This window comes from Halorubrum luteum (genome assembly GCF_054652935.1).
Window position 1 is genome coordinate 2,386,095 of the sequence record NZ_BAAIGT010000002.1, and the last position, 16,478, is coordinate 2,402,572.

Sequence of the window (16,478 nt, forward strand, 5' to 3'; positions counted from 1 at the left end):
GTGAGGCGACCGCGTGGCTCGTCACGCGAGTGCACTCCGTCCGGTCGCACGACGGACGAATCGATGGGTATTCGACTACCCGTGCCCGACGGTATCGCAGTGATAGCGATCGTCGTCAGCCGGGCGGACCGCGCCTCCGAGCACATCGGCGAGCGCCTCCTCGAACTCGGCGACTGGGAGCGACGAACGGACGAGACGCGTCCGGACGCCGACGGTGGCGGGACGTACTACCGAACCGAGGGGTTCGAGCTTCGCGAGTTCGACGACCTCCACATTCACCTCGAAAACCCCGCAGCAGCGTTCGGCTCCTCGTCCTCGTCGGCGTCCGATCCCCGCGATCCGACGTTTCTCGTGTTCGTCTCGCGACACTCGGGCGAGACGGGGGCGCTGTTGACCGCCCACGTCACCGGGAACTTCGGACCCGCCGAGTACGGCGGCGACCCCGATGCTCTCGCCCGGGCTGCGCCCGGAGCCGAGAAACGTGTCATCGACGCGCTGGCGCGACACGCGCCCGACGGCTACGACGTCGGCATCGAGTGCACCCACCACGGCCCGACGGACGTCTCGGTCCCGTCGCTGTTCGTCGAGGTCGGATCCGACACGCCCCAGTGGGAGGATCCTGCCGCCGCCCGCGCGGTCGCACGAGCGGTGCTCGATCTCCAGGGGACGGGCCCGGATCTGGTCGGCTCCGACGGTCGCCCCCGTCACGTCGTCGGGTTCGGCGGCGGCCACTACGCGCCACGGTTCACGCGGATCGTTCGGGAGACGGCGTGGGCCGTGGGCCACGTCGGTGCCGACTGGGGGCTCGCCGCGATGGGGTCGCCGGCAGCGAACGCCGACCTCGTGGACCGGGCGTTCGAACGGAGTCGCTCCGACCGCGCCGTCATCGAGGGAACGCGTCCGGAGCTGGCGTCGACGATCGCGGACCTGGGGTACGATGTCGTGAGCGAGACGTGGATCCGGGAGGTCGGGGATCGACCGCTCGCGCTCGTCGAGACGCTCGCGGAACGACTCGCCACTGTCGACGACGGGCTCCGGTTCGGTGACGTCGTTGCGGACACGATCATCGTCCGGGAGCTTCCGGCCGAGCTTTTGGCTCGCGCACAGGGGATCGACGCGGACGCGGCGCGCGCCGCAGTCGAGTCGAACACGGTCGCGTTCGACACCGAACAGGCCGGAGCGCGTGCGGTCGGCGAGGCTGCGTTCGACGCGAGCAGCGGGGGTGACTCCGCCCGGTCGCGCGGCTACGCCGACCTCGTCACCGATCTCGCGGCGGTACTCGACGCGAGATACGACGAGGTTCACGTCACGACGGAGGCGGTCATCGCCCGGACCGAAGCGTTCGACCCGACACTGGCAGCCGAGCGTGGCGTCCCCGAGGGTCCCGCATTCGGCCGGCTTGCCGACGGGGAGTCCGTCGAGGTCGACGGCGAAACCGTGGAGCCGACCGACGTCTCGCGTCGTACCGAGGACCGGTTCCCGGTTCGTGGAGCGGCCGCGATCGACGAGGCGTAGCTGACGCTCCGCCTACCCCGTCCGTGCAACGACGGTCTCGCCTACCCCGTCCGTGCAACGACGGTGTTGCCGACGAGGTCGCCGACGCGCTGATCGTCGTCGGTGAGCAGGATGACGACGAGCCCGACGAGATAAGCGAACAGCCCGTCGACGATCCGCAGGACGTTCCGGATGGCGGACGCCTTCATATCACACGGCGACCCGTCCGATTTCACGACGACGATGCCGAGGACGCGCTTGCCGATCGTCTGTCCGTACGCCCCCTCCATGTAGATGAAGTAGGCGAACACGACGAGCCCCGACAGGCCGCCGACCGCGACCGCGAGTCCGTCACTGACGAGCCCCACGACGAACACGAGCAGTCCGAGCGCGATTCCGAGTACGAGGAAGTCGACGATGAACGCGGCGATCCGCGGCAACAACGTCTCGGTGTGTGTGCCCATACGCGGGCGTGGTCGTTCCATGGATGTCGTTGCGTCCGTGATCATATATAAAAGTGGGCGAACGACGCCCGATCGGTGCCGTCGAAACGGCCGTTAGAATCAAACGCCGGGGTGACGCATCCTCGTGTATGAGCATCGAACCCGAGGAACGAACGATCCGCTGTCTGGTCGCGAAGGTTGGCCTGGACGGACACGATAGAGGGGCACACGTTATCGCGCGGGCGTTCCGCGACGCGGGATTCGAGGTCGTCTACTCCGGGCTCCACCGCTCGCCGGACGAGATCGTTCAGGCGACCGTACAGGAGGACGTCGACGTGCTCGGGATCTCGATCCTCTCGGGGGCACACAACACGCTCGTCCCGAAGGTGATCGAGGGGCTGGAGGAGTACGGCGCGTTCGAGGACACGCTCGTTCTCGTCGGCGGGATCATTCCCGACGACGACGAGGCGGAGCTCAAGGAGCTCGGCGTGGCCGAAGTGTTCGGACCCGGCACGCCGATGGAGGAAACGATCGAGTTCGTTCGGGCGCACGCCCCGGAGCGCGCGTAGATGGTCGGCGAGCGGAGCGAACGGGCGGCCGACCGCGACGACTCCACCGACCTCCTTGAGGCGCTGCTTGCGGGGAGCCACCGGGCGCTTGCGCGGGCTATCACCCGGATCGAGAATCGGTCGCCAGGGTATCGCGAACTGGTCGCCGCGCTCCACGAACACACCGGCTCGGCGCGGGTGATCGGGGTGACTGGCGCGCCGGGTGCCGGTAAATCCACGCTGGTGGATAAGCTCGCGGCCACCCATCGCGAACGCGGTGAGACGGTCGGCGTCGTCGCCGTCGACCCCTCCTCGCCGTACTCCGGCGGGGCGGTGCTCGGCGACCGGATCCGGATGGCCTCGAACGTCGGAGATATGGAGGTGTTTTTCCGCTCGATGAGCGCTCGCGGCCAGCTTGGCGGGCTTTCGATGGCGACCGCGGATGCGGTCCGTGCCCTCGACGCGTTCGGCAAGGACGTGGTGATAATCGAAACGGTCGGGGCCGGCCAGAACGAGGTCGACGTCGTTCGCACCGCCGACACGGTCGCGGTCCTCGTCCAACCCGGTTCGGGAGACGATGTCCAGACGCTGAAAGCCGGTATTCTCGAGATCGGCGACGTGTTCGTGGTGAACAAAGCCGACATGGACGGCGCGGAGCGGACGGTCGCGGAGCTCGAGGAGATGGTTCACCGACGCGAGGGCCCGACGGCGGGACTCGACACCGGTCATCACGGAGTCGAGGTGCCGGGGCATCCGGACGACGACCCGGATCGGGAATCATCCGACGGGGACGAGACTGCGACGACGTGGACGCCGCCGGTACTGCAAACGATCGCGACGACGGGTGAGGGGGTCGACGAACTCATCGAGGCGTGCACGTCACACGCCGACCACCTCCGCGAGTCGGAGGCGTTGCAACGTCGGGACCGGCTGCGGTACGCCGAGGAGATCCGAACGTTGGTGCGGTCGGACATCGGTGACCTCGCGACCGCGGAGCTGGAGCGGCGGGGCGGCGTCGAGGCGCTCGCCGAGCGCGTTCGCCGCCGCGAGACGGATCCGTACACGGTCGCGGACGCGGTGGTCGAGCCGATCGCCGACTGCGTCGACGAGGCCCGCGACGGAGACGATTAGGTCCCCGAAGAACGCGGACGACCCTGCAGACCGCTCGACCCATCCCGGAACCGTTACCAACTAGCCGCACACGTACTCATACAACTCGAATGCGACTCCCGAAACGACAGCTCGCGGTGCTCGAATCCGCAAGCGCGACGGACGAACGGACCGTAGAGGAGATCGCGGCGGAGACGGGACTCAAACCCGCTACAGTGACGGGTGCCGCCTTCGATCTGCGCGACGACGGGCTCGTCGCCGTCGACGAACGGACCGCCGAGACGCTCGAACTTACCGACGAGGGGCGGCGATACGTCGACGACGGACTTCCCGAGACGCGGCTGTACCGGGCGGCGCTCGACGCGGGCGCGGTCGACGAGCCCGTCCCGATGGGTACGGTCATCGGCCGGGCCGAGCTCGACGGCCCCGAGGTGGATATCGCGCTCTCGAACTTCCCCCGGAAGGGGTTCGGTGCGATCGACTCCGGCGAGCTCACGGCCGATCCCGACGCCGACGTCGACGCCGATCCGGAGGCGGCAGTGCTCGCTGCGCTCGCGGCCGGAGAAGACGCGACGACCGCCGACGACGCGGACCTCTCGGCCGTCGCCGACGAGGCCACGGTCGGCCGGCTCGTCGACCGTGGTCTCGTCGAGCGAGCATCGTCGACGACGCGGTCGATCACGCTCACTGACGACGGCGTCGACGCGCTGATGACCGGCGTCGAGGCCGCTGAGACCGTCAGCGAGCTCACCCCCGAACTGCTCGCGAGCGGCGAGTGGCGGGACGTCGAGTTCGCCGCGTACAACGTCGAGGCCGACGCGCCCGCGATCGAGGGTGGCCGGAAGCACGTCCTGCGCGAGACCGCCGACCGCGTGAAGGACGTGCTCGTCGGTATGGGGTTCCAGGAGATGGAGGGTCCTCACGCCGACAGCGACTTCTGGATCAACGACTGTCTGTTCATGCCGCAAGACCACCCGGCTCGGACCCACTGGGATCGGTTCGCGCTCGACGTCGACCCGATGAAGGCGATTCCGGACGAGCTGATCCGGCGCGTCGAGGCGGCTCACCGTGACGGCTGGGGGATCGACGGCGACGGCTACCACTCGCCGTGGTCCGAGGAGTTCGCACGCGAGGTTGCGTTACGTGGACACACCACGTCGCTGTCGATGCGCTACCTCTCCGGGATCGCCGGCGCGGAGCTCGAGCCGCCACAGCGGTACTTCTCCGTCGAGAAGGTGTACCGCAACGACACGCTCGATCCGACACATCTCCTCGAGTTCTTCCAGATCGAGGGGTGGGTGATGGCCGAGGACCTCTCGGTACGCGACCTTATGGGGACGTTCGAGGAGTTCTACCGTCAGTTCGGGATCGAGGGGATTCGGTTTAAGCCACACTACAACCCGTACACGGAGCCGTCCTTCGAGCTGTTCGGCGAGCATCCGGAGACGGGCGAGGAGATCGAGATCGGCAACTCCGGCATCTTCCGCGAGGAGGTGACCGGGCCGCTCGGCGTCGACTGCGACGTGATGGCATGGGGGCTCGCCTTAGAGCGGCTCGCCATGCTCACCACCGGTGCGGAGGATATCCGCGATCTGCACGGCACGCTGGCCGACATCGAGTTCCTGCGGAACGCGGAGGTGACGTACTGATGCCCGTCGTCGACGTCGACCCCGACGAGCTACGCGATCTCACCGGTTACGAGGCGAAAAGCGACGAGGAGTTCAAAACGGACCTGTTCGGACTCGGCTTGGAGTTCGAGGGGGAGACGGAGACGGGTGACCTCCAGTTCGAGTTCGCGCCCGACCGACTCGACCGCCTCTCCGTCGAGGGAGTCGCCCGGTCGCTCCGCTACCACTACGGCGACGCCCGCGGCGTCTACGTCCCCGAGACGAACGATCCGGAGTGGACGATCGAGGTCGACGAGTCGGTGCCCGACGAGCGTCCGTACGTCACCGGCGCGGTGATCCGGGGCGTCGACCTCGACGAGGACGCCCTCGAGTCGCTCATCCAGCTCCAGGAGAAGCTCCACGCGACGATGGGGCGGGGTCGGGCGAAGGGCGCGATCGGGATCCACGATCTCGCGATGCTGAAGGGCGCGCCGCTGGAGGAGGGCGCCGAGCGGTCGATCACCTACCGCGGCGTCGACCCCGACGGCGACGCGTTCGTCCCGCTCGACTCGAACGACGAGCTGACGCCCGCGGGCGTGCTCGAGGAGCACGACACGGGCCGGACGTACGCCGACCTCGTGAGCGAGTACGACCGCTACCCCGCGATCTACGACGAGCTCGGACTGTTCTCGTTCCCGCCGGTTATCAACGGGAAGCGAACGGAGGTGACGACCGGCTCCCGCGAGCTGTTCGTCGAGCTCACCGGCACCGACCAGTGGACGATCGACAAGATGTGTACGATCATCTGTTACGCGCTGTCGGCGCGCGGGGCGACGATCGAGGCGGTCGAGGTGGCGTACGCCGACGGGGCGACCCACCCGAGCGAGTACGGTGCCGAGCTCGTCCGGCCGGATCTCGACACCACGGAGAAGTCGGTGAGCCACGACCGGATCGAGACGCTGCTCGGCGTCGATCTCGACGCCGAGGAGGTCGTCGACTGCTTCGAGCGGTCCGGCCTCGACGCGACGTACACGCTGGGCGAGAAGACGACGTACGAGGTGACGATCCCGCCGTACCGCGTCGACGTGCTCCATCCGATGGATCTCGTCGACGACGTGGGGCGCGCGTACGGCTTCGACCGGCTGGAGCCGCGGTACCCCGACGTCGGGACGGTCGGCGGTCGCCACGAGCGCTCGCGACTGGAGGACGCCGTCCGCACGAGCCTGATCGGGCTCGGATTCGAGGACCTGCTGAACTTCCATATGACCTCCGGCGTCGAGAACTACGAGCGGATGGGGATCGAGCCCGACACGTCGGCGTTCGGCGGCGGTGACCCCGTCGAGATCACGGAGCCGTACAGCGAGGAGTACACGCAGCTTCGGACGTGGGCGCTTCCCTCCATCGTGATGCTGCTCGAGCGCAACACGCACAACGCGTATCCACAGGACGTCGCGGAGATCGGCTTCGTCGCCGAGCGCGACGACGACGAGAACACGAACGTCGCCGAGCGTCGCCACGTCGCCGCAGCCCTGGCCCGTCGGGATGCCTCCTACGAGGCCGCAAAGAGCCGATTACAGGCGCTTTGTGACGACTTCGGCGTCGAATTGGAGACGCCCCGGATCGAACATCCGTCGTTCATCGACGGTCGGACCGCGTCGGTCGTCATCGACGGGGAGCGCGTCGGCGTCATCGGCGAGCTTCATCCCGAACTGCTCGTCGAACACGACCTCGAACTGCCGGTAGCGGCGTTCGAGTTCGACCTCGACGCGCTCGCATGACGGGTGAGGAGAACCCGCCCGGCGAACAGGGATCGTTCGGCGAAGATGCGTCGCTCGTCGAGGAGGTCCACGCCCGCGGCCACGAACACGTCACTGCCGAGCACGCGAGCACCTTCGAGTTCACGACCGATGACTGGCTCACGCCGGGCGGAGACTGCATCCTCGGGATCGAGGCGGACCGAACGCCTCGCGAGTTCGACCCGGCGTTCAAGCGCGCCTGTCGGGACGCCGATGCGACGATCACGGCGACGATCGTCGTCGACGGCGACGACACCCACGAGGCGAGGATCACGGGTCGCGGGGATCCGGAGCTTACGCTTCTCGACGATCGGTCGATGGTCGGCCGTACCAGCACGTACACGGACGACGAACGGACGATTTTGGTCGAGGCGGACGCGGCCGCGGCCGATCTCGACCGCGATCTGGTCGATGCGCTCGCCGATGGTGCGCCGGTCACGCTGCGGCTCGCGGTCGATTGACACGCGTCACGACTCGGTGTGCGTCACGACTCGGTGTGCGTCTCGATTCGACCATATCCGCGCGTCAGACGTTCGAATTCGTCGACCATCGATGATGTGTACCCGACGGTGTACAGGTTTGTCCGCAAGATCCGAACCGACTCCCGTGTCGTCCGCCTCGCGGGGGCCGCCCTTTAACCCCAGCGGGGCACACGAACGCACATGGTGACCGCGACATGGTAAGCATGGGGACATCGGGGGTGTTTGCGCGGGCGTACGACGAGCTGGACGCCGCCGTCGAGGTCGGATTCGCGGGCGGTCGGGTGATCGCCGTGTCGTTTCCGGCGACGCCTCCGGACGACGCTGCTGGCGACCACCAGCTGCTCGATCGGATCGGCGCGTATCTTCGTGGCGAGCCCGACGAGTTCACCGACGTCGCCATCGGCCTCACGGTGCCGACGGACCAGCGCGCCGTGCTCGAGGCGCTCCGCGACGTACCGTACGGGGAGGCGGTGTCGGTGAGTCGGGTGACGCGACTCGCCGCACTGGACGACAACGACCCCGACGATCTCGACCTCGTCAAACGGACGCTCCGCGAGAACCCCGTCCCGCTTTTGATCCCCGACCACCGTGTGCAGGGTGGTCCGTACGCGACGCCCGCAGGCGTCCGCGACACGATTCGGCGGTTAGAAGAAATAGGAAACGGCTACGCGGTGTGACGACCCCGTTCACCTCGTTTCGCTCGACCCGAGCGCTTCGACGAGCCAGTCACTCCGTCATTCCCCGCTACGGGTCAACGAGACGAGTGTCTCGGGGCTCGGCCCCGGAGCAGTTCACGCCGGCTCCCCGCAAGTCTTATGTACAGATGAGTACATTAGTGTACAGTAATGGACGATCCAGATGCGCTGGCACCCGCGGTCAGGTCGATCCTGTCGGCCGCGCGGGACCGGACCGGGGAGAGCGGTCGGCTCGACGTCGACCCGCGCGACCTGCTGACGGCGTTCGACCGAGCGGAAGCTGCGGATCACGTTCCGGTGATCGCGGAGGTAAAGCCGACGAGCCCCACGACCGAGGGGACTCGCGAGGACGACCCGGTGGAGCTCGCGGCGGAGATGGTCGCAGGGGGTGCGGCCGCGCTCTCGGTGCTCACCGAGCCGGAGCATTTCGGGGGGAGCGTCGAGACGCTCGCTCGCGTTCGCGAGGCCGTCGACGTCCCCGTGCTCCGGAAGGATTTCATCGTTCATGAGGCGCAGCTCGACGCCGTCGAGAGCGACGTCGTCCTGCTTATCGCTCGATTCGTCGGCGATGAGCTCGCCGATCTGCTCGCTGCCGCCCGTGACCGCGGATTCCAGGTGCTCGTCGAGGTCCACGACCGTGAGGAGCTGGAGCGCGCACTCGACGCCGGCGCGTCGATCGTGGGCGTGAACAACCGCGACCTCGCGAAACTCGCGGTCGACCTCGGAACCTTCGAGTCGGTCGCGCCCGACGTTCCCGACGAGGTGACGCTGATCGCCGAAAGCGGAATCTCCACGCCCGCGGACGTCCGACGAATGCGCTCGGCCGGAGCCGACGCGCTGCTCGTCGGGTCGGCGATCATGGACGGCGACGTCGAGGCGAACACGCGGGAGCTGGCCGGAGCCGAGTTGACGGACGACACACCAACGCGAACCACATCGACACACGATACACCCACATGAGCGAAACCGAACCCACGACGACGGAGACGACGCGACGACCGGGCCGCGAGCGCGGCCGCGAGGACGGGAAGTTCGGCCGCTACGGCGGCCAGTACGTTCCGGAGGCGCTGATGCCCGCGATCGAGGAGCTTGCTGACGCGTACCAGCGCTACGTCCTCGACAACGAGGACGACTTCATGGACGAGTTCCGCGAGCGACTCGCCGACTTCGGCGGCAGGCCGACGCCGCTCCAGCGCGCGGATCGGCTCTCCGAGCGCTACGACTGCGACGTGTATCTCAAACGCGAGGACCTCCTCCACGGCGGCGCACACAAGCTGAACAACGCCCTCGGGCAGGTGCTTTTGGCGAAGTACATGGGCAAAGAGCGGATCATCGCGGAGACGGGGGCCGGCCAGCACGGCACCGCGACCGCGATGGCGGCCGCCCATCTCGACATGCCCTGCACCATCTACATGGGCGAGCGCGACATCAACCGCCAGCGTCCCAACGTGTTCCGGATGAAGCTCAACGGCTCCGAGGTCAAACCCGTCACCGCGGGCCGTGGGACGTTGAAGGAGGCGATAAGCGAGACGATGCGCGACTGGGCCGCGACGGTGGAGAACACCCACTACGTCATCGGCTCGGTCGTCGGTCCACATCCGTTCCCGGTGATGGTCCGTGACTTCCAGGCGGTCATCTCCGAGGAGGCCCGCGAGCAGGTGATCGACACGACTGGCGACCTCCCGACCGACGTCGTCGCGTGCGCTGGCGGCGGCTCGAACACGATGGGGTCGTTCGCAGCGTTCGTCGACGACGAGTCGGTCGATCTCCACGCGGTCGAGGCGGGCGGCTCCACGCTGGAGATCGACGAGGAGGAGGGAGTCGCGCCGAACTCCGCCTCGCTTTTCGCCGGCGAGGAGGGCGTGCTCCACGGCGCGCGCACGAAGCTCCTGCAGGACTCACACGGACAGATCATGGAGAGCCACTCGGTGTCGTCCGGGCTCGACTACGCCGGCGTCGGTCCGGAGCTCGCGTACCTCGTCGACCAGGGTCGCGTGACGCCGGTCGCCGTCGACGACGACGCCGCACTGGAGGGGTTCCACCGACTCTCCTCGATCGAGGGGATCATCCCCGCGCTGGAGACCGCCCACGCGTTCGGCTATCTCGAGGAGCACGCCGCGGAACTCGGCGACCGCGTCGTCGTCACCGTCTCAGGGCGTGGTGACAAGGACCTCGACGCCGCGATCGAGGAGACGGACCAGCGCGAGATCGCGAACGCCCCGGACATGTCGATGTTCACGGGGGGGATCTGAGATGGCCGAGCACGTCGCCGACGGCGGTTCGGCGGTCACGGACGCCTCGCGAACCGGCAACAGCGAGGCGATCGCCGAGGCATTCGCGGACGGCCCGGCGTACATCCCGTACCTCGCGGTGGGTGACCCCGACTACGAGTCGTCGCTGGCGTACATCGAGGCGCTCGACCGCGGCGGGGCCGATGTGATCGAGCTCGGGCTCCCCTTTTCGGAGCCGATCGCCGAGGGACCGACGATTCAGGGCGCGGTCGTCCGCGCGCTGGAGGGTGGGATGACGCCGGATCGGTTCTTCGAGTTCGTCGAGGATATCGACGTCGAGGCTCCGCTGGTGTGTATGACTTACTACAACCTCATCTACCAGTACGGCTCCTCGGACGGCCCCCGGTCGTTCGTCGAGCAGGCGGCCGCTGTCGGCCTCGAGGGGTTCGTCGTTCCGGACCTGCCCGCCGAGGAGGCGGACCCGCTTCGGGAGGCGTGCGACGAGTTCGGGCTCGACCTGGTGTTCATCGTCGCACCGACGACCGCCGGCGACCGGCTCGACCGGATCATGCGCCGGGTGTCGGGATACGTGTACGTGCAGGCGCGGCTCGGTACGACCGGCGCGAAAAGCGACGTCTCGGACCAGACGACCGAGAGTCTGGAGCGGCTCAGCGAGTACGACGTGCCGAAGGCGGTCGGGTTCGGAATCTCCGCCGGCGAGCACGCGGAACGGATCGTCGCGGCCGGCGCGGACGGGATCATCGTCGGCTCCGCGCTCGTCGACATCGTGGCGGACGGACACGAAGCCGACCGCGCGACCGACGCGGTCGCGGCTGACCTCGAGGCGCTCTCGCGGGAGCTGAAGGAGGGTTCCCGGCGAGGATACGCCGCCAGAACGGACGCTGGAATCCACGAAGACGACGGATGACCTCGAGGACGGATCCTGCTGACACGTGGGGTCGTTTTCGTGTGCCGCGGATCCGATCGCCGTACTGGGGCGGGACGACTCCAGTGTCGACGGTGCGACTACCGAACCGAGCGAGTTCGTCCCCGAACGAAACCCACTTACGCTTGATTGCCACACTCTCACACAACGAGCCATCCACATGACAGCAGGACTCGCCGCACGACTCGACCGCATCTCCACGAACGACCGCTACCTCATCGTCCCGATGGACCACGGCATCACGATGGGCGCCGTAAAGGGGCTCGTCGACATCGAGGCCACCATCGACGGCGTCACGCGCGGCGGCGCGGACGCAGTGCTCACCCAGAAGGGTATCGCCCCGCGAGTGCACGACAACAAGAACGGCGCGGGCTTTATCGTCCACGCCAACGCCTCGACGACGATCGGTCCCGACGAGAACGACAAACGCGTCACCGCGACCGCCGAGGAGGCGGTTCGCGCGGGCGCGGATGCCGTCTCCTTCCACATCAACGTCGGCTCCGACCACGAGCCCGAACAGATCGAGGAGCTCGCCGAGCTGACCGACGACGCGACACGCCTCGGTCTGCCGGTGCTCGCGATGGCGTACGCGCGCGGTCCGGGCGTCGACGGCACCGATCCCGAGTCGCTCGGCCACGCCGTCCGTCTCGCCGAGGAGCTCGGCGCGGACGTCGTGAAGACGGGATACTCCGGCGACGGCGACTCCTTCGCGCGCGTCACGGAGTCCACTCGGCTCCCGGTCGTCATCGCGGGCGGATCGAAGGGGACCGACCGCGAGACGGTCGAGATGGTCCGGGGCGCGATGGACGGCGGCGCGGCCGGCGTCTCGATGGGCCGGTCGATCTTCCAGCACGACGACCCCGAAGGGATCGCCAGCGCGGTCTCGGCGATCATCCACGACGACGCCGGCATCGACGAGGCGCTGGAGGCCGGCGGGTTCCTCGAGGCGTAGTCGCTTCCGCAGTTTTCAAGCCCCGCCGCCGCAACCGTGAATTAATGACACGGACCGTCTGGATCAAAGCCGACGCGAGCGTCGGCGACTGGGAGTCCCGGAAGCGGCGGATCACGACGGCGATCGAGGCCGGCGCGGACTGGGTGCTCGTCGACGAGGGCGACGTGGGACGGGTACGCGAACTGGGCGACGTGAACGTCGCGGCGTTCCGCTCGGAGGCGGACGTCGTCGACGGCGACGAGGAGACGGCCGAGGCCGACGCCTACTTCGTCGGCAAGGACGGTGAGGGTGACGGGACGATAGAGCTTCCGAACGACCTCGCGGGGTCGGCCGACCTGTCGACGCTCCGCCGCCGTGACGACCGCGCGCAGGGCGTGTACGTTCGCGTGCTCGGCACGGAGTACGAGACGTTCGCCGAGGAGGCCGCCGCGGACGCCGAGTATACCGTGGTCGTCGGCGAGGACTGGTCGATCATCCCGCTGGAGAACCTCATCGCGCGCGTCGGCGAGGAGACGCACCTGATCGCCGGTGCGACGACCGCAGCCGAGGCACGGACTGCCTTCGAGACGCTGGAGATCGGTGCGGACGGCGTCCTGCTCGACGCTGACTCCCCCGACGAGATCCGCGGTGCGGTCGACGCCCGCGACGCCGCCGACCGCGAGCGGCTCGAGTTACGGCACGCGGAGGTCACCGCGGTCGAACGGACGGGTATGGCCGACCGAGTGTGTATCGACACGGGCTCGCTGATGGACGACGACGAGGGGATGCTCGTCGGCTCGATGTCCCGCGGACTGTTTTTCGTCCACGCGGAGACTGCCGAATCCCCGTACGTCGAGTCCCGTCCGTTCCGCGTAAACGCGGGTGCCGTACACGCGTACGTCCGCAACCCCGAGGGGGGAACGAACTACCTCGCGGAGCTATCCAGCGGTGACGAGGTACAGGTCGTCGACACCGACGGGCACACTCGCGAGGCGATCGTCGGCCGCGTGAAGATAGAAAAGCGACCGATGTTCCGGATCCAGGCGGAGATCGAGACGGACGACGGCGTCGACCGGGTCGAGACGCTCATCCAGAACGCCGAGACGGTGAAAGTCGCCACCGCGTCCGGTCGCACCGCCGTCACCGACCTGGAAGCCGGCGACGAGGTGCTCGTCTACTACGAGGACGTCGCTCGACACTTCGGCGAGGCGGTCGAGGAGAGCATCATCGAAAAGTAGGTGTACCGAGATGCGGTCGTCGGAGGCGTGATGGTCATACGTTATCTGCGCGTCGACGCTCGTCGCTGACTCTCTCACCACGGATCGTTGCTTGCGAGATCCACGTCCGAGTCGAGCTTCGAGGAGGGACAGACGTCCTCGAGCACGCAGTCCGCACAGTCCGGGTTGATCGCGGTACAGGTCGCGCGACCGTGGTCGATGAACAGGTGCGTGTACTGCTGCCAGTCCTCCTCGGGAACGATCTCGAGGAGATCCGCCTCGATGGCCTCCGGGCGCTGCTCCTCGGTGATCCCGAGCCGTCGAGAGATGCGCTGGACGTGGGTGTCGACGACGATCCCCTCGACGATGTCGTGACCGTGCTGGAGCACGACGTTGGCGGTCTTTCGACCGACGCCCGCGAGGTCGGTGAGATCGCTCATCGTATCCGGCACCTCCCCGTCGTGTTGTGCCACGATGTCCGCACACGCCGACCGGATGTACGACGCCTTGTTGTTGTAGTATGTTATCGAGTCGATCGCCGACGCCAGCTCCTCCTGTGGCGCGTTCGCGTACTCCTCCGGCGTCCGATACGTCTCGAACAGGTCGGCACACACGTCGTTCACGCGCTCGTCCGTACACTGCGCCGAGAGGATCACGGCGATAAGCAGTTCGAGACGGTTCGAGTAGTTTAACGAGATCGTCGAGTCGGGGTACTCCTCGTACAGCCGGTCGAGAACCTCGGTGACCTGCGCTTCGCGATCATCGTGCGGCATGCCCATATGCGGTACTGCGCGTCGGCAACATTGAACGGTTCGGAACCGGTCGACGCTCGACGATCGACGGTACGCCGTGTCGTCGTGTTGTCGTGTCGTCTTGTTGTCGTGTCGTCGTGTCGTCGTGTCGTCGTGGCCGTCACAGCGATCGGCACATCGCGTCGCTCCGAGGTGGATCGCCCGTCGTGAGCCGGAGCCGACGCGCGTCCGACGAACGTGTCGAAGGCACAAAGTTCACGTCACCGGGGGTGTGAGTTGTCGAGGATGGAACGACGAGGGCAGATCGGACTGCTAGAGGCGCTCCTCCTGGACGTGGTCCGCCTCCATGAGACGTGGATGGAGCTCGTCTTTCCGCGACAGCTCGATCCGAGCACGGTGTTGGGGAAGTGGCAACCCGAGACGACGCCACAAACCGTCGCGTACTACCTGTGGGCGGCGATCGGTGCGCCGCTCGTCGCCGTGGCGTATCCGCTGCTCCTCGTGGGGTTCGCCACCCGATTTTATGCCGCGAAGCTCGACTCCGCAGTCGCGCGATTCGGTATCGCCGGCGCGGTGATCGTCGCGACGGTGCTGTGGGGGACGCTCACACTCGTGACGCATCTCCAGCTCCCGTTCGACGACGTGATCGCGGTCGGAGCCGCGAGCGTCGTCGCGATCGTCTCCGCTGCGCTCGCGGCCGGCTTCTCGAAAGTCGGCGGGCGGTTCGTGAGCGTTCTCCTCGCGTACCCGTTCGCGATGACCGCGATCTTCCTTCCGCCGGTCGTCGCCGCGCTGGTGACGCCGACGCTTGAGCAGATCATCCTTCCGCCGAGCTACGATCTCGCCCGCTGGATCCTCGACACGTTCCTGTCCGTCGGCGGGATCAACGAGTGGCTCCGCGGCGCGTTCGACCTCGAGACGTTCGGTGAACAGTGGGGGCTCCCCGGACTCGGCTACGTGCTGATGTGGGTCGGCATCTCCATCCCGCTCGGCTGGTTCCTTGGGCTCCTCGTCGCGCTCGCGGACCTCATCCGGCCGAAGCCAGACGCGTAGCTCTCCACGTCGGTCCCGGTCGGGAGAGTTATGCCGTCGGCGGCCAAGCATCGACGCGTGCAGAAGACGGTACTCATCACCGGTTGTTCGTCGGGAATCGGCCGGGCGACGGCCCACGCGTTCAACGACGAGGGATGGACGGTGTATGCCACCGCTCGGAACCCCGCGGACATCGAAACGCTCGGCGAGGCCGGCTGCGAGCTGGCGACGCTCGACGTTACCGACCCCGAGGACGTCGACCGCGTCGTCGACCGGATCCTCGACGAGGAGGGAGCGATCGACGCGCTCGTGAACAACGCCGGCTACGGGCAGTTCGGACCGGTCGAGGACGTGACGACCGACCGAGTCCACGAGCAGTTCGACGTGAACGTGTACGGCCCGCATCGGCTGATCCGCGCCGTGTTGCCCGGTATGCGCCGCGAGCGCGACGGCACCATCATCAACGTGTCGTCGGTGACCGGTCGGGTCGCGTTTCCGGGCAGCGGCGTGTACAGCGGCTCGAAGTTCGCGCTCGAGGCCATGTCGGACGCGCTGCGCAACGAGGTCCGGGAGTTCGGGATCGACGTCGTCGTCGTGGAGCCCGGCCCCGTGAAGACGAACTTTGCCGACCGCGCGGGTCGCGAGGCGGATCCCATGGAGGCGGACGGGATCGAACGGTCCGGTGCGTACGACGACTTTTATACGCTGTTCGAGGACACACAGCTCGTCGGCGGCGACGGCCCCGGCTCGGTGGAGCCGGAGCTAGTCGCCGCGGAGATCCTCAACGCGGCGAGCGCGACGAAGCCGCCCACTCGTGTGCAGCCCGGAACGCTCGCAAAGGCGAGCGTCCTCGCTCGGCTGCTCCCGGACTCGATCCGCGATAAGGGGTTCGAGACGATCGCGAAGTTCGTCAAGTAGCGGCAGCCGTGCCGCACGCGGATCGCGCGCTCCTCGAGCCTTCGTCGCTCTGGCGGGGCGTGTTCGTCGCTCTGGCGGGGCGCGTTCGTCGCTCTTGCGGGGTGTTCAAACCATTATCGTCGATTCTGACGCTGGTGAGACGGCCGCCGATGCGGGGATCAGTCCCGACGCGGCGCTCGACGTCCGGCTCCAGTCGACGAACGACTCCGACGTGGCGTTCCTGCAGCAACGGACGACCGAGCTCGACGACGGGTGAGCCACGACCGGGGACCCGGA

17 protein-coding genes are annotated in these 16,478 nt (G+C 67.7%); 15 read left to right on the forward strand and 2 right to left on the reverse strand.

Translation table 11 applies throughout. The annotated features are described in order from the left end of the window. Positions 1–99 precede the first annotated feature (99 nt). On the forward strand, positions 100–1,515 hold the full coding sequence (locus tag ACYQ0R_RS11770) for a D-aminoacyl-tRNA deacylase (RefSeq protein ID WP_459825754.1): 1,416 nt from the start codon (positions 100–102) through the stop codon (positions 1,513–1,515). Positions 1,516–1,556: 41 nt separating this feature from the next. Here the strand turns inward: ACYQ0R_RS11770 and ACYQ0R_RS11775 are convergent, their stop codons facing one another. Next, positions 1,557–1,979: an RDD family protein gene (locus tag ACYQ0R_RS11775; RefSeq protein WP_459823974.1), complete on the reverse strand. Its 423-nt coding sequence runs from the start codon at positions 1,977–1,979 to the stop codon at positions 1,557–1,559. A gap of 107 nt (positions 1,980–2,086) precedes the next feature. Between ACYQ0R_RS11775 and ACYQ0R_RS11780 the strand changes: the two genes are divergently transcribed. The 11 genes from ACYQ0R_RS11780 (at position 2,087) to ACYQ0R_RS11830 (ending at position 13,521) form a co-directional block, all read left to right on the forward strand. Next, positions 2,087–2,506: a cobalamin B12-binding domain-containing protein gene (locus tag ACYQ0R_RS11780; protein WP_459823976.1), complete on the forward strand. Its 420-nt coding sequence runs from the start codon at positions 2,087–2,089 to the stop codon at positions 2,504–2,506. Beyond that, positions 2,507–3,616 carry a methylmalonyl Co-A mutase-associated GTPase MeaB gene (gene meaB, locus ACYQ0R_RS11785; RefSeq protein ID WP_459823978.1) on the forward strand — a complete coding sequence of 370 codons (1,110 nt, stop codon included), beginning with the start codon at positions 2,507–2,509 and terminating at the stop codon, positions 3,614–3,616. A gap of 89 nt (positions 3,617–3,705) precedes the next feature. Further along, positions 3,706–5,244: a phenylalanine--tRNA ligase subunit alpha gene (gene pheS / locus ACYQ0R_RS11790; protein WP_459823980.1), complete on the forward strand. Its 1,539-nt coding sequence runs from the start codon at positions 3,706–3,708 to the stop codon at positions 5,242–5,244. Next, positions 5,244–6,980: a phenylalanine--tRNA ligase subunit beta gene (pheT, locus tag ACYQ0R_RS11795; protein ID WP_459823982.1), complete on the forward strand. Its 1,737-nt coding sequence runs from the start codon at positions 5,244–5,246 to the stop codon at positions 6,978–6,980. The genes pheS and pheT overlap by 1 nt, the downstream gene beginning before the upstream one ends. After that, the gene (locus tag ACYQ0R_RS11800) at positions 6,977–7,459 is read left to right on the forward strand and encodes a DUF371 domain-containing protein (protein WP_459823985.1); all 483 of its coding nucleotides are present in this window, start codon (positions 6,977–6,979) and stop codon (positions 7,457–7,459) included. The genes pheT and ACYQ0R_RS11800 overlap by 4 nt, the downstream gene beginning before the upstream one ends. A 215-nt stretch (positions 7,460–7,674) precedes the next feature. Next, a complete protein-coding gene (locus ACYQ0R_RS11805) occupies positions 7,675–8,157 on the forward strand; it encodes an MGMT family protein (RefSeq protein WP_459823988.1) in 483 nt (160 codons plus the stop codon). Between the two features lie 168 nt (positions 8,158–8,325). Continuing rightward, on the forward strand, positions 8,326–9,135 hold the full coding sequence (gene trpC / locus ACYQ0R_RS11810) for an indole-3-glycerol phosphate synthase (RefSeq protein ID WP_459823990.1): 810 nt from the start codon (positions 8,326–8,328) through the stop codon (positions 9,133–9,135). Next, positions 9,132–10,427 carry a tryptophan synthase subunit beta gene (gene trpB / locus ACYQ0R_RS11815; protein WP_459823991.1) on the forward strand — a complete coding sequence of 432 codons (1,296 nt, stop codon included), beginning with the start codon at positions 9,132–9,134 and terminating at the stop codon, positions 10,425–10,427. Before trpC ends, trpB begins: the two co-directional genes overlap by 4 nt. 1 nt (position 10,428) lies before the next feature. Then, positions 10,429–11,334 (forward strand): tryptophan synthase subunit alpha, encoded by a 906-nt coding sequence (trpA, locus tag ACYQ0R_RS11820; protein ID WP_459823993.1) that lies wholly within the window; start codon positions 10,429–10,431, stop codon positions 11,332–11,334. 178 nt (positions 11,335–11,512) lie between these two features. Then, positions 11,513–12,304: a 2-amino-3,7-dideoxy-D-threo-hept-6-ulosonate synthase gene (locus tag ACYQ0R_RS11825; protein WP_459823995.1), complete on the forward strand. Its 792-nt coding sequence runs from the start codon at positions 11,513–11,515 to the stop codon at positions 12,302–12,304. Positions 12,305–12,348: 44 nt separating this feature from the next. Continuing rightward, on the forward strand, positions 12,349–13,521 hold the full coding sequence (locus tag ACYQ0R_RS11830; protein ID WP_459823997.1) for a 3-dehydroquinate synthase II: 1,173 nt from the start codon (positions 12,349–12,351) through the stop codon (positions 13,519–13,521). A gap of 74 nt (positions 13,522–13,595) precedes the next feature. Here the strand turns inward: ACYQ0R_RS11830 and nth are convergent, their stop codons facing one another. Beyond that, positions 13,596–14,279: an endonuclease III gene (gene nth, locus ACYQ0R_RS11835; RefSeq protein ID WP_459823999.1), complete on the reverse strand. Its 684-nt coding sequence runs from the start codon at positions 14,277–14,279 to the stop codon at positions 13,596–13,598. Between the two features lie 258 nt (positions 14,280–14,537). Here nth and ACYQ0R_RS11840 point away from each other — a divergent pair, with 258 nt between their 5' ends. The 3 genes from ACYQ0R_RS11840 (at position 14,538) to ACYQ0R_RS11850 (ending at position 16,458) form a co-directional block, all read left to right on the forward strand. Next, entirely contained in the window at positions 14,538–15,305 is a 768-nt protein-coding gene (locus tag ACYQ0R_RS11840; RefSeq protein WP_459824001.1) for a hypothetical protein, read from the forward strand. Positions 15,306–15,335: 30 nt separating this feature from the next. Beyond that, positions 15,336–16,202, forward strand: a complete 867-nt coding sequence (locus tag ACYQ0R_RS11845) for an SDR family oxidoreductase (RefSeq protein WP_459824004.1) — start codon at positions 15,336–15,338, stop codon at positions 16,200–16,202. A gap of 94 nt (positions 16,203–16,296) precedes the next feature. Continuing rightward, positions 16,297–16,458: a hypothetical protein gene (locus tag ACYQ0R_RS11850; RefSeq protein WP_459824007.1), complete on the forward strand. Its 162-nt coding sequence runs from the start codon at positions 16,297–16,299 to the stop codon at positions 16,456–16,458. Positions 16,459–16,478: the final 20 nt, after the last annotated feature.